13 protein-coding genes, 1 tRNA gene and 1 rRNA gene are annotated in these 12,953 nt (G+C 59.0%); 11 read left to right on the top strand and 4 right to left on the bottom strand.

The genetic code is table 11. The annotated features are described in order from the left end of the window. Positions 1-3 precede the first annotated feature (3 nt). The 3 genes from rrf (at position 4) to NQ018_RS10900 (ending at position 3,738) form a co-directional block, all read left to right on the top strand. Positions 4-120, top strand: a 5S ribosomal RNA gene (rrf, locus tag NQ018_RS10910). A gap of 306 nt (positions 121-426) precedes the next feature. After that, on the top strand, positions 427-1,173 hold the full coding sequence (locus NQ018_RS10905) for an ABC transporter ATP-binding protein (protein WP_257060949.1): 747 nt from the start codon (positions 427-429) through the stop codon (positions 1,171-1,173). Beyond that, positions 1,174-3,738 carry an ABC transporter permease gene (locus tag NQ018_RS10900; protein WP_373566946.1) on the top strand — a complete coding sequence of 855 codons (2,565 nt, stop codon included), beginning with the start codon at positions 1,174-1,176 and terminating at the stop codon, positions 3,736-3,738. 63 nt (positions 3,739-3,801) lie between these two features. Here the strand turns inward: NQ018_RS10900 and NQ018_RS10895 are convergent, their stop codons facing one another. Further along, a complete protein-coding gene (locus NQ018_RS10895) occupies positions 3,802-4,125 on the bottom strand; it encodes a CrcB family protein (RefSeq protein WP_257060948.1) in 324 nt (107 codons plus the stop codon). Then, positions 4,113-4,427: a CrcB family protein gene (locus tag NQ018_RS10890; protein ID WP_257060947.1), complete on the bottom strand. Its 315-nt coding sequence runs from the start codon at positions 4,425-4,427 to the stop codon at positions 4,113-4,115. Before NQ018_RS10890 ends, NQ018_RS10895 begins: the two co-directional genes overlap by 13 nt. Before the next feature lie 128 nt (positions 4,428-4,555). Here NQ018_RS10890 and pgm point away from each other — a divergent pair, with 128 nt between their 5' ends. The 4 genes from pgm to NQ018_RS10870 all read left to right on the top strand — a co-directional run bounded on the left by pgm (position 4,556) and on the right by NQ018_RS10870 (position 8,000). Continuing rightward, complete coding sequence (gene pgm / locus NQ018_RS10885; RefSeq protein WP_257060946.1) at positions 4,556-6,199, top strand: phosphoglucomutase (alpha-D-glucose-1,6-bisphosphate-dependent); 1,644 nt, start codon at positions 4,556-4,558, stop codon at positions 6,197-6,199. A 190-nt stretch (positions 6,200-6,389) separates the two neighbouring features. Further along, a complete protein-coding gene (locus NQ018_RS10880; protein ID WP_257054106.1) occupies positions 6,390-6,851 on the top strand; it encodes a DoxX family protein in 462 nt (153 codons plus the stop codon). Between the two features lie 115 nt (positions 6,852-6,966). Next, entirely contained in the window at positions 6,967-7,695 is a 729-nt protein-coding gene (locus NQ018_RS10875) for a DsbA family protein (RefSeq protein WP_257060945.1), read from the top strand. Positions 7,696-7,924: 229 nt separating this feature from the next. Continuing rightward, positions 7,925-8,000, top strand: a tRNA-Ala gene (locus tag NQ018_RS10870). A gap of 597 nt (positions 8,001-8,597) precedes the next feature. Here the strand turns inward: NQ018_RS10870 and NQ018_RS10865 are convergent. Further along, entirely contained in the window at positions 8,598-8,726 is a 129-nt protein-coding gene (locus NQ018_RS10865) for a hypothetical protein (RefSeq protein WP_257060943.1), read from the bottom strand. A 196-nt stretch (positions 8,727-8,922) separates the two neighbouring features. Between NQ018_RS10865 and NQ018_RS10860 the strand changes: the two genes are divergently transcribed. The 4 genes from NQ018_RS10860 to NQ018_RS10845 all read left to right on the top strand — a co-directional run bounded on the left by NQ018_RS10860 (position 8,923) and on the right by NQ018_RS10845 (position 11,470). Next, a complete protein-coding gene (locus NQ018_RS10860) occupies positions 8,923-9,498 on the top strand; it encodes a P27 family phage terminase small subunit (protein ID WP_257060942.1) in 576 nt (191 codons plus the stop codon). An 86-nt stretch (positions 9,499-9,584) separates the two neighbouring features. Continuing rightward, positions 9,585-9,866, top strand: a complete 282-nt coding sequence (locus NQ018_RS10855; protein ID WP_257060940.1) for an S-adenosylmethionine synthetase N-terminal domain-containing protein — start codon at positions 9,585-9,587, stop codon at positions 9,864-9,866. Next, entirely contained in the window at positions 9,856-10,266 is a 411-nt protein-coding gene (locus tag NQ018_RS10850) for a hypothetical protein (protein WP_257060939.1), read from the top strand. The genes NQ018_RS10855 and NQ018_RS10850 overlap by 11 nt, the downstream gene beginning before the upstream one ends. Before the next feature lie 139 nt (positions 10,267-10,405). Continuing rightward, the gene (locus NQ018_RS10845; protein ID WP_257060938.1) at positions 10,406-11,470 is read left to right on the top strand and encodes an FRG domain-containing protein; all 1,065 of its coding nucleotides are present in this window, start codon (positions 10,406-10,408) and stop codon (positions 11,468-11,470) included. Positions 11,471-12,085: 615 nt separating this feature from the next. Here NQ018_RS10845 and NQ018_RS10840 read toward each other — a convergent pair. Next, on the bottom strand, positions 12,086-12,934 hold the full coding sequence (locus NQ018_RS10840) for a cyclase family protein (protein ID WP_373566947.1): 849 nt from the start codon (positions 12,932-12,934) through the stop codon (positions 12,086-12,088). Between the last annotated feature and the right edge of the window lie 19 nt (positions 12,935-12,953).

Below are 12,953 nucleotides of genomic sequence, written 5' to 3'. Positions count from 1 at the left end.
TGTGTCGGTGGTTATAGCGTCGGGGTCACGCCCGGTCCCATTCCGAACCCGGAAGCTAAGCCCGACAGCGCTGATGGTACTGCACCCGGGAGGGTGTGGGAGAGTAAGTCACCGCCGACCTAAAACTTCAAAACAAGTGATGATGCGGGGCGCCCCAACAGGCACCCCGCATCATTTCTTTTTACATACCCAAAAACAGGGTAATGGGAAACGGACAGCCAATACGGGGCCGTAGTTTATCCCCCAGGATCACAGGCCCTCAAGACCCCTAAAGGCCCTCCCATGCGTAAATCCGGGCAAACCCTGATGGCAAGCTGGGCCTCAAACGTGTTGAATAGACAATGTTGCATGCTCAGCATGCGTAAATTGCACAAGACGCGCCCCAAAGAACCACGGACGCGCCTGAGATACGGAGAACTAATAATCATGACCAATCCGCAGCAGCGCGCAGCCGCGCATGCTCAAGCCCTCACAAAAGTGTACGGCCAAGGTGAAACCGCTGTAACCGCAATTAACAACATTGACGTTGAGTTCATTGCCAACGAATTCACCGCGATCATGGGCCCCTCCGGCTCCGGCAAGTCCACACTCATGCACTGCATGGCTGGCCTCGACACCGCTTCCTCCGGCGCAACCTACATCGGCGACGTCAACCTCTCCCAACTCCGAGACAAGGAAATGACGGCCCTTCGCCGAGACCGCCTGGGCTTCATCTTCCAGTCCTTCAACCTGGTGCCAACCCTGACTGCGGCTGAAAATATCACCCTGCCAATTGACATTGCAGGCAAGAAGGTAGACAAGGCCTGGTTCAACGAAGTCACCGAGCGCCTCGGCCTTGCCCACCGCCTCGGGCACCGCCCCGCTGAGCTTTCCGGCGGTCAGCAGCAGCGCGTCGCCTGTGCCCGTGCCCTCGTGGCTCGCCCAGACATCATCTTCGGCGACGAACCCACCGGCAACCTGGACTCCAACTCCTCCGCAGAAGTGCTGAGCATCCTGCGCACCGCCGTGGACCAAGACGGCCAAACCGTGGTGATCGTGACCCACGACCCCCGCGCAGCCTCCTACGCAGACCGCGTGATCTTCCTGGCGGATGGCCGCATTGTGCAGGAATTGCGTAACCCAAGCGCGGAGGAAATTCTGAGCACCATGGCTCACATCGAGGATGTGCACTAAATGGCATCGCACTCAGTAGACACTCAATCAAGTTCAAAGGCCATGTACCGTGTCTCCTGGCGTTCCGTGGCCTCGCACAAGGTACGCCTGCTGCTCACCGTTCTCGCGGTGGTTCTGGGTACCGCGTTCGTGTCCGGGTCGATGATGTTCACCAAGGCTCTCGGTGATACCTTCGATTCCGCCGTCAGTTCCCAAATGGCCTCCGTAGACGCGGTAGTCAATGGCAACACCGCCCCCGTGACGGTAGATACCCTCAACACACTGCGTGAGGATTCTCAAGTTGGCAAAGTAAACCTCAACGGTTCGCAGACCGTGGTGGTGGCCACGGAAGATCGCCAGCCGTTCCAAACTGGTGCGGCCAGCCCCATGGTGAGCGTGTGGTACAACCCGGATGATGCCGTGGTGAGCGGCGAAACCCTCGTGGAGGGCGAGGCTCCCGCGGGTGCGGACCAAGTTGTGGTGAACGAGGCCGCGGCCAAGGAATACAACATCACGGTGGGGCAGAGCCTTATCGTGGTGGATAGCCTCGGGCAGCGTAACGTTACCGTCAGCGGTCTTTATGCCGTAGAGGGCGCTAGCCACCCAAGCATCAACATGGCCATGGCGGAGCAGGCGTACCTTGAGCGCTATGTGCCGGATGGTCTCGTCGGTAGCCTCACCGTTGCCGGCACCGGGGAAGACCCTCAGGCCCTCGTGGAGCACCTGCGCGGCGTGTACCCAGATTTCAATGTGGAAACTGGTGAAACCCTCGCTGAGCAAGCCACCGAGGCCATGAAGTCCGCGCTGAGCTTTGTGAACTACTTCCTGGTGGCGTTCGGGTTGATCGCATTGCTGGTGGGCACGTTCATCATCGCCAACACCTTCTCCATGATCGTGGCACAGCGCCTGCGTGAGTTTGCGCTGCTGCGTGCGCTGGGTGTGTCGCGGCCGCAGCTCACGAAGTCCGTGGTGTTTGAAGCGGTGATTGTGGGCATGATTGGCTCAGCGATCGGCATCCTCGGCGGCATGGGCCTGGTGCTCGGTATCCAAGCGGTGATGAAGGCCTTCGGCATGGACCTGCCGAGCATGGAGCTTGGCCTGAGCGTGAACAGTGTACTCGTGCCGTTCGTGCTGGGCGTGTTGGTCACGGTGGTTTCCGCCTGGGCACCCGCACGCAAAGCCGGTGCCGTGCGGCCAGTAGAGGCAATGCGTTCCACCGAAACCGCCTCAGAGTCCTCCCTGAAGCTGCGCACCATCGTTGGCACACTGGGCATCCTCGCCGGCGTTGGACTGGCGCTACTCGGCGCGCTGAACTCGGACGGCGAGGTGAAGACCCGCGCGATCATCGTCGGCGTGGGTGCGTTCCTGCTGATCGTCGGCGTGTTCTTGGCGTCGCCGGCGATTTCCATCCCGGTAGTGGGTGCGATCGGCCGTGTGGTCGGCGCGCCGTTTGGCCAAGTGGGCAAGCTCGCCGCAACGAACTCCCGGCGCAACCCACGCAGGACCGCAACCACCGCTTTCGCACTTACTCTGGGTGTGGCGTTGGTGTCTGCAATCGGCATGCTTTCCGCGACCATGAGCAACTCCATTAAGGACATGGTGAGCTCCGAACTTCGCGCCGACTACTTGGTGTCCGGCCCGGCGGCAAGCTCCATCCAGTTCCCCTCTGAGGCAGCAAACGTGATTGCCGAAACCGAGGGTGTGGGCAACGTCGTGTCAATGGGCATGGTCACCGGCGTCACACTGGAGGGCGGCCAGTCCTACTTCGGCGCGGGCATCCCAACGCTTAACGGCGACGTATCCCAGGCAGTCAACATCGAAGGCCTGGAGGGCTCCGCGGACCTCAGCCAGCCAAACACTATGATCGCCGCAAAGACTTATGTTGAGCAGCAGGGTTGGGCACTCGGCGATTCCATCGCAATCCTCGACTCCACCGGCGCCGAGATCGGCACGGTAGAGATCATTGGCACGTATACGGAAAGTCCGATTCTGGGCACTTTCGACGTCTCCACGTCCACCTTCGCCGACACTCAGGTGGACTCAATGGCGATGGGCGCGCTGGTTACCGGCGACGGCTCGGTTTCCCAGCAGCAGCTCGGCGACAACCTCAAAGCGGACGTAGCCGACTTCCTGGTGGTGCGCGTGCAGTCATCGGAGGAATACGCGGGTGAGCAGGCAAGCATGGTGAGCCAAATGATGAACGTCATCTACGGCCTCCTCGGCTTGGCCGTGGTGGTTGCAGTGCTTGGCATCATCAACACCCTGGCGCTGAACGTGATCGAGCGTCGCCAGGAGATCGGTATGCTGCGCGCCGTGGGTACGCAGCGCAACCAGATCCGACGCATGATCGTGGTGGAATCCCTCCAGATCGCCCTGTACGGCGCGGTCCTCGGCGTGGTGGTTGGCCTGGGCCTCGGCTGGGCCTTCCTCAAGGCGCTCTCCGGCTCTGGCCTGGACAGCATCTCGGTTCCATACACCGAAATCGTGTGGCTGCTCGTCGGCTCCGGCGTGGTGGGTGTGCTGGCCGCACTGTGGCCCGCGCGCCGAGCCGCAAAGACGCCGCCGCTGGACGCAATCGCGGATTAGCACAACACAAGGGCAGTGAGTGGAAGTTGCACTCGCTGCCCTTTTGGTATGCGGTGGCGGCCGTTAAGCCCCGAACGCCACTAACCCACACACCACCTGGGCCAGGAGATACCCGCTGGCCCGCAGCCACTTACCGCCGGCAATTTTTGCTTGGAGCTCACCGGCCAGCGTGGACCAGGTGGAAAGCGCCCCTGCGAGTCCAGCGCCCAGCAGTAAATATTGGGTGGAGTCAGTTCCAGTTCCGGTCCTCATCACCTGCCCAAGCAGCCAGCAGGCGGCGGTGTTGGCAATCAGCGTGCCAAACGGGAGTTTACTGAGCAGATAGCGCGCGGCGCCCCCAATCGCGCCACCCGCAAAAACCCAGATCACGGTGTCTAGACCAGCCATCGTTGCCCCGCTTTGCGGAGAGCAGTTCCGATGAACACCGCCACTACGCACCCCAGCGCCGGAAGCAGCAGGTGTTCCCCCAGTCCGCCCCAGGAGGAGGTGGCGCTGTGGGCGTCGGCAAGCATGATGTAGCCGGAAAAGCTGGTGAACCCTCCCAGGAAACCCGTGCGCCAGAACGCGGAAGGCTTCAGCATGCCAAAAGCAAGGCAACCGATGAGGTTGAGCACAAGCAAGGGGCCTGGCATGAGGGAGCGGGTGGCGGCGCCGAGTCCGGAGCCGAGCGCCACGAGAAGAAGGTTCATGGGTTTACTGTAGCGCTCGGGCGGGAAAGGGAAACCGGTCACGTTCGGCTGCAAAAATGCGGGAAACGCGCAATGATTGGGGATAAGCGTTTGCGCTTCCGAGAAAGTTGTCCCACAAAGGAGTTTTCATGGCACATCCCCGCGCAGGTCAGCCGGCACTTCCCGAGGATCTTATTGATATCGCGGAGCTTGTGACCGCGTATTACACCCGCACACCCGACCCGGAGAACCCGGATCAGCAGGTTGCGTTTGGCACCTCCGGGCACCGCGGTTCCTCGTTGGACACTGCGTTTAATGAGCACCACATTCTGGCCACCACGCAGGCGATTGTGGAGTACCGCCAGGCGCAGGGCATCACGGGGCCGGTGTACATTGGCCGCGACCCGCATGCCCTTTCCGAGCCCGCGCAGATTTCCGCGATGGAGGTGCTGCTTGCACACAATGTGGAGGTGCTGGTGGACTCGCGGGGGCGCTACACCCCAACACCTGCGGTTTCCCACGCCATCCTGAGCCACAACGCCTCCAAGCCGGCCGCGCTTGCCGACGGCATCGTGATCACCCCATCCCACAACCCACCTCGTGACGGCGGCTTTAAGTACAACCCGCCAAACGGTGGCCCTGCGGATACCGACGCCACCGACTGGATCGCAGCCCGCGCCAACGAGCACCTGCGCGCTGGCCTGAAGGACGTGAAGCGCACCAGCGTGAATGGCGTGCTGGACCCTCGTGCCGGCACCTTCGACTTCCTGGACAACTACGTGGCCGACCTGCCAAACGTGGTGAACCTGGATGCCATTAAGGCCTCGGGGCTCTCCATCGGCGCGGACCCAATGGGCGGCGCCTCCGTGGACTACTGGGGCGCGATCGGGGAGCGCTACGGCCTCAACCTCACCGTGGTGAACCCTCTGGTGGACGCCACCTGGCGCTTCATGACCTTGGACACCGACGGCAAGATCCGCATGGACTGCTCCAGCCCGAACTCTATGGCGTCGCTGGTGCACAACCGCACGAAGTTTGACATCGCCACCGGTAATGACGCCGACGCCGACCGCCACGGCATCGTCACCCCAGACGCCGGCCTCATGAACCCCAACCACTACCTGGCCGTGGCCATCGACTACCTCTTTGCCAACCGCCCCGGCTGGGGCCTCGAGACCGCCGTGGGGAAGACGCTGGTGAGCTCCTCAATGATCGACCGCGTCGTCGACGCCCTCGGCCGCAAGTTGGTGGAGGTGCCAGTGGGCTTCAAGTGGTTCGTGCCGGGGCTGGTGGATGGCTCGGTGGGCTTCGGTGGCGAGGAATCCGCAGGTGCGTCGTTCTTGCGTCACGACGGCACCGTGTGGTCCACAGACAAAGACGGCATCATCCTCGACCTCCTGGCTTCTGAAATCACCGCCGTGACCGGCAAGACGCCTTCGCAGCGCTACGCCGAACTGGCCGAACAGTACGGGGCGCCCGCCTACGCGCGCACCGACGCTGAGGCCAACCGCGAGCAGAAAGCCATTTTGAAGAAGCTTGCCCCGGAGCAGGTCACCGCCACTGAGTTGGCCGGCGAGCCCATCGTGGCAAAGCTCGTCGCGGCACCTGGCAACGGTGCGGCGATTGGCGGACTCAAGGTGGCTACTGAAAATGCGTGGTTCGCGGCACGTCCTTCCGGTACTGAAGATAAATACAAGATCTACGCCGAGTCTTTCCGTGGGGAAGATCACCTAGCGCAGGTGCAGAAGGAAGCCCAGGAGCTCGTGAGCAGCGTTCTGCAAGCTCAGAGCTAGTATCCAACCTTTGATTGAGAAACGTTGGGGCGCCCGATGGATGCGGCGCTCCAACTTTTTTGCCATCAGATCGGCATAAAATGCGCTCCGTTTCAGTATCTGCAGTTTTCAGTGCTGGTTTCCTCCATTAAGGTGTGAGGGCGTGAGCACACTTTCAACCAATGAAGCAGCCAGCCCGGAGGCGGGCAAGCTGAGAGGGAGGGTCAATAGGACCCTCATTTTGGACATCATCAGTGCGGTAGCGCGTTTCTACATGGCCTACATCTGGATCCGCGCGGGCGTCTCCAAACTGGGGAGCCGCGTGGAAGTGGTCCAGTCCGTTGAGGGCTACGACATCTTCAGCCCCACCTGGGCCCAGTGGATCGCCACCGTAATCGCGCCGCTGGAAATCGCCGGCGGCATTCTTCTGCTGTTGGGTGTGTTCCTCCGCAAGTCTGGCTGGCTTTCCACCATAGTGATTACCCTGTTCATCGTGGGTATCGCGCAGGCGTGGGCCCGCGGGCTTGCCATCGACTGCGGCTGCTTTGGCCCAGCCGACCCCACCACCTTGGGCATGAACTACCTCAAGACGATCCTCAGGGACCTGGTCTACATCTTCCTATCGCTGTGGACCGCCTTCCGGCCGTTCAAGAAGTTTGCCATTTACCCCTAACAGCTCCACTGAGTACCAGCGGGTACACTTGTAGAGCTGGTGACGTCGGGAAGCCTTGCCCCTGCGGGTGAGGCACGTTCCCACATTCTTCCCCATAGAGAGAATTGAACAATCAATGAGCAAGATTCAAAATCCAAACCAAAAGTCCAACGGCTTCCTGTGGGCAGTCATTGCGCTCCTGGTGATCGTGGCCGCCGTGGTTGGCTTCATTGTGATGCAGGGCAGCAAGTCTGTGGCGGAGGAGTACGCCAGCCGCGAGCGTGAGGCCGTGGGCTTCACCGCAACCGCAGAGGGCGATACCATCACCCTGGCCTCCGCGAACGCATCCGCCGACGCAAAGACCGTGGACCTCTACGAGGACTACTCCTGCCCTCACTGCGCAGCGCTTGCTGTGGCCACCGACGCCGACATGAAGGCCGCCATCGAGGACGGCTCGATTGTGGTGAACGTCCACCCCCTGAACTTCCTGGACCGCGGCGACGACCGCACCACCGTGGAGGGCCACTCCACCAAGGCTGGCGCCGCTGCCCTCGCAGTGGCACGTTCCGGCAATGCCGAGGCTTATTGGAACCTGCGCACCGTGCTCTTGGAGGACCAGGACGACGCCTACGGTCAGTGGGATAACAACGATCTCGCAGACGTTGCGGCGCAAATGGGTGCCGACGACACCACTGTGGAGTCCATCCGCAACGGCGAACTGATCGGCGACTTCCGCGAAGTAGCCACCGGCAACGCCGACAAACTCAGCACCGAGACCGGTACCGTCTCCTCCCCGCGCGTGTTCATCGACGGCACCGAATTCCAGGGTGACATCAACTCCTGGGTTGCCGCCGCAACCGCGTAGTGAGTTTGTGACCCACTGACACTTTGAGTGAAGGGTCTCTCAGGCCTTGGGCTTGCTCCTTTGAGGGTGAGCCTGGGGCCGTTTTTGTTGGGCTGTTTTTTGTTGGGCTGTTTGGGGTCTGATTTGGGGACCGTTTTGCTGTTGACCTGCCGTTTTGGTGGAAGTCTGTACGGCAAGTAAAATGACCCAAGTATGCAAGCGCGAAACTTGTTTCGCGGCTTTTGTGTGCGGGGCTATGGCGCAGCTGGTAGCGCACCACACTGGCAGTGTGGGGGTCACGGGTTCGAATCCCGTTAGCTCCACCATTAGGACGCTCATTTTGATACAAAGTGGGCGTCCTCTTGTTTTGCCCGGCTGTGTGGCGTTTTGGCTTGTCAGGGCTGGATTTCTGGGGAGTGGCTGGGTGCTGGGTGGGCGTAGCGGGCGATAGATGAGGCTAGTCCGGCTGGTGAATCTGGGCTTCAGGCGGTAGCTCGGGGCGTCGCGACCCCGAGGGCGTCAAAATGTATGAGGCTCCGTCAAAAAGTATCGGGCATCGTCAAATTGTTTAGGGGCTCCGTCAAAAAGTATGGGGTTAGGGAGGGGTTTAGGGTGCCGAATTCACATTTATGAGCGTCGCTTCGTTCGTCTCGTGATATACGTTTCCTAGAACAAGAGGTCCTCGCTCGTGTTTTCCCGAATCCCAAGCTGGCGGAAGATTGAACCGGCCGGGACATTTGCGAGCGCTTTCGGCTCGATCTTCCTGACCGCTGGAGGCAAACTCCACGCGTCTACACGTATTAGGCCACGGAGTCGATGGCTTTCTTAGCGGTCACAAGGTCGGTACCGGTTCGCTTGCGGTATGCCTTGATAGCGGCGACCTTCTGACCCGAGAGGGCAAGGCGCTTCTCCTCAGCTGATACTCAGTAAGGATCGACGTCGTCTGCTTCATCACCGAGACGGGCTTTCAACTGAGCGAGGGTTGCCACGAGGCGTTGGTTTTCGCGGCGCAGCCGCTCGATTTCTTGCGCTTGATGGAGCCATTTGCCCATTGTTGATCCTTTTCGTTGCCGACGACGTGTTTTGTCCAATTGTAGCGAAAGGGGTTGGGGCTTCTCGATCTCTACGACGCTCGGATAGGTCAGCGGGCGGGGCCAACCCTGCGCAAAATCTTGGAATCAAACAGGGTATTGACCCCTTCACGCCCTCCACACCAGGGCACGACGCCCTCGGAAAGGAGGTAGCACCATGGCCAAAGACGGCACCAACAGGGGCGGACGCAGGGTCCGCGCGGGCGCGAAACCCGAGGCGCTCAACGACAAGCTCGCTGCCGGTCGCCCCGCCTCCCGGCTCACCGCACCGGCCGAGTTCGATGTGTTCGATCTGGATGGCACTGATATTGGTGATGGTGCTGTGTTGGCTGGTGAGTCGATGCCAGAACCCGGCGACTACCTCTCGGCCGAGCAGCGCGACGGCCAACCACTGGGCGCGGACCTGGTCTACCGGGAGACCTGGAACTGGCTGGACGAACGCGGCTGCACCGAGTTCGTCTCCAAACGCTTAATTGAGCAGTATGCGCAGGCGTTCGCCCGATACATCCAGTGCGAGCAGGCGATTTCCAAGTTCGGTCTGCTCGGTAAACACCCCACCACGGGCGCTGCGATCGCCAGCCCGTTCGTGGCCATGTCGCAGTCGTTCGGCAAGCAGGCCAACGTGTACTGGTACGAGATCTTCGGCATCGTGCGCGCCACCTGCACCACCGACTACTCCGGCACCACTCCAGGCGATGAGGTCATGGAGCAGCTACTCAAAGCCTCCTCCTAACGCCCCGCAATCCCTGTTTTTCTGGCCTGCCCGGCACCCGGGCGGGCCTTCTTGTTGTTGTTCTCCCTTGTGAAAGGAGCCTCCGCGTGTTGGTAGTGCGAAGTGCTGAATCTGTGTGTATCGGCCACCCTGACAAGCTGTGCGATCTGATCGCAGAGCACATCCTTGATGACATCCTCACCCGCGACCCGACGGCACGCGTGGCCGTTGAGGTCATGGCCACCGGCAGGCGCATCATCGTCACCGGCGAGATCACCACCACCATCCGGCCGCAGCTGCGCCACGCCCCACGTCACCGAAGACCAGATCAAGAACGCGTTCGTCGCAGCCCTGACCGAAAGGGTCACCAGCAACGACGTGCTCGATGACACCATGCTCCTTCTCGACGAAACGGTCTACAACACCCGCGAGCTCGAAACCCAGCAGGCTGAGTTGGGGGAGCGGATCGAAGAAACCATCACGTTGATGAACCAACTCATCACCACCGCAGCATCCACCGTCCACGACCCAGACGACTACGACCGCCGCTGCCACGAGCTCGAAAACCGACACCACCAACTCGAAGCCGAGCACCAACACATCACCTGCCAGATCGACGACCTGCGACACTGCCGAGCCCAAGCCATCAAAGTCCGCGACTACCTCGCCACCCAGCCGCCCCTCGAATACTCCGACCAAGCCTGGAACACCCTCGTCGATCACGCGCGCGTGATGAATACGAATATTCAAATAGTATTCAAGGGGTGGGGAGTATCGGAGGAGCCATGATCTATCCAATTCCCTGAGTTGGTTTCCTGGAGAGTCGAAGAGTACTATCAGGATTGATAATTAGTTATGGCTGTAGTCAAGCAAAGCTGGCTTCTGGATGTTACTTGTCGAAAAGTTCTTCTCGGAACGAGAACTCTCTGTGACGGATCGCAACGGTGTTGATGATGTTAGCGCGAGGGGCTGGTTTGACGCAGTAAAGGAAGCCGTCGGAAATCTACCAACATATCGACACGAAAGCATGGGTCTCCCGGAATCGGTGAATCCCAATTCCATCCCGTCTGACGGCAATCCTGGTGTGTGGCTATTTCGCGGTCAGAAAGATGCTAGTTTCGCATTCACCTCAACGCTCTATCGTCGGTTGCTCGATGCTGTAAATGATGGATTCCAAGTCAGCACACCAAAGGGCTACGAGCAGGCTATGGTCGAAGCCGAGCGTGATTTGCTGAAACAATCAAAGGCAATTGGAATAGGACGTGGGCTTACAGCACTTGAAACTCTGACTTTACTGCAACATCACGGATCTCCGACACGGCTCATCGACGTGACGTCAGATTGGAAGGTCGCTCTATATTTTGCTTGTGAAAGCGACGACAGTAGCGATGGTCGGATCTTTCTTGTGAAGATTGATCCCAAAAGATGGCTACAATTTCCTAAAGCGAAAAGCGAAAATCAACAATCCCTAGAACCCATTTGGCAGGACTATAAAAAAGCTTTCCCTGAAGGCGGTGGCACTGATGAGCGATACAGCTGGCTAAGTGGAACCTGGCCAATTTTGCTACCTTTTTCCGACCCAAGAATGATTTCGCAGCAAGGATTCTTCCTTGTCGGAGGTGTACCTTCGCTCAAGGGAAAGGCCTTGCTTTACACAAGCAAGTGCAGTGATTGTAGTGAGAAAATGTGTTCCTGTGGAGCCGAAAAATATGGAAATATTGGCTCGGCCTTAGACACTCAAGAGGTTCGCCAGATTACTTCACTCGCGATACGATTTGGTGCCGAAAAGAAACGGTTGTCTGATCTTTCCAATGTCAAGTTCAACAACTGGACAGCGATTGGTTACTCCATAAGGGTGCCGCATGAACTCAAACGCGGACTGAGGGATATTCTGCGCAATGACGAGGGTATACATGCCGATTCGCTGTATCCACCATTGCGCGAAACTGTGCGACTTTTCGAGCACGTTGTAACCGAAGCGTTCAATAAATAATCCCGAAAGGGATATTCGGCCCCGAGGTCGAGTGCCTCAGCGATGCCTGGTATTGCACCCACCCTCGCGACTTTTGCACCCACCTAGCCGCTCAATGCACCCACCCAGAGCCTTGTATCAAAATGAACGTCTAAGCAACGGAACACATTTCCCCTGGTCATGATTGACCGGGGGTTTTGTTGTATTTCTTCTGGTTGGCGGGGTGGTATCACTGTGGCACAAGTGGCTTAAGGGACATGAACACATCCATATCAGGGAAAGAATAGGGAAGATGCTCTAGTTCCCTGAAACAATTTGAGGAACACATGCCAGCATGAACGCGCACCCGTCGAGGTTTCGGCAAAATTGCGCGAAAGGGTGCCCGATTCTATGCCGAGTACACCGGCCCAGACAGCAAAATTCACACGACGGGCAATTCATTCGCATACTGAGGTGCGTACCCTTGTGCCACCCCTCGCCCCGCTGGGTCTGGGACGCGTGCGGTGCTGGGGGCGTCGGAAGGCGGTAGGGGGCTGTTTATCTGCCTCTAGTCTCGATCTCATTGACCTCTGCTTGGCTGATTGCCATGCCCTGCGCTATGCCTAAACGAGGTGTATAGGCCTTGAGTAAAAATGCTTACAGGGCCGGCACCACCGCGAATGCGCGTGCAGGGAAACCATCCCCCGCCGCTGGTTTCGGCCACGTAGCCACAATCAGGCCGCCGGCTTCCGGAAGTTGATCCAGATTTGTCATTAATTCAATTTGCCAGCGGTCCTGCTGAAGCCAATACAGCTCACAGGCCAGCTCGCCTTTGTCGATCCACGGGCCCGGATCCGTATCAGTTGTCTCGTGACCAATCGCGGTTATTCCCCGCTCGTTCAGCAAGAACTCGAGCGTCTCTTGGGACCAGCCGGGGCAGTTGCAGTGGCCGTGGGAATCCTTGCCGTACATGTCATTTTCTTCCCATCGCTTCGACCAATCTGACCTCAGCGCAACAAAACTGTGAGCAGGAATCTGACCATTGCGTTCTTCCCAGCGGATGAGGTCATCCACGGTAACGGCATAGTTTGGATTAGCTGCGACCTCATCCACGATGTTGATAACTACCAGCGGAAGAATCATCTCCTCCACAGGCAACTGATCTAAGGTTCTAGCGTTCTCAACAAAGTGCACCGGCGGATCAACGTGTGTACCCCACTGGCCAGGGAACGAATACTTAGTTACGGAAAAACCATCATTTTTTACCGTGAACACAGTCTCATTATTTTGATCAGGCAACGCCGCAAACTTTGGCTGCCCCGGCTCAAATGTGTGTGTGAGATCAACGAACTTGTAGTCCTTTGAGTGAAGCGCCTTAGCGATCTCCCAAAGCTTATGTGAATCGGCCTGAGTTTTTCGGAGACTACAGGTAAAAGCCTTACTGGGCTTTTCGGGTGGTGTTGAATTCCTCGTAGTCCTGCTCGTATTCGATCGGGGGAACGTCACCGATCGACGAGTGCAGACG

Source organism: Corynebacterium kozikiae, assembly GCF_024580965.1.
GTDB lineage: Bacteria > Actinomycetota > Actinomycetes > Mycobacteriales > Mycobacteriaceae > Corynebacterium > Corynebacterium kozikiae.
Note: the sequence above shows the minus strand (reverse complement) of the source record. Positions and strands in the feature narration are given on the sequence as shown.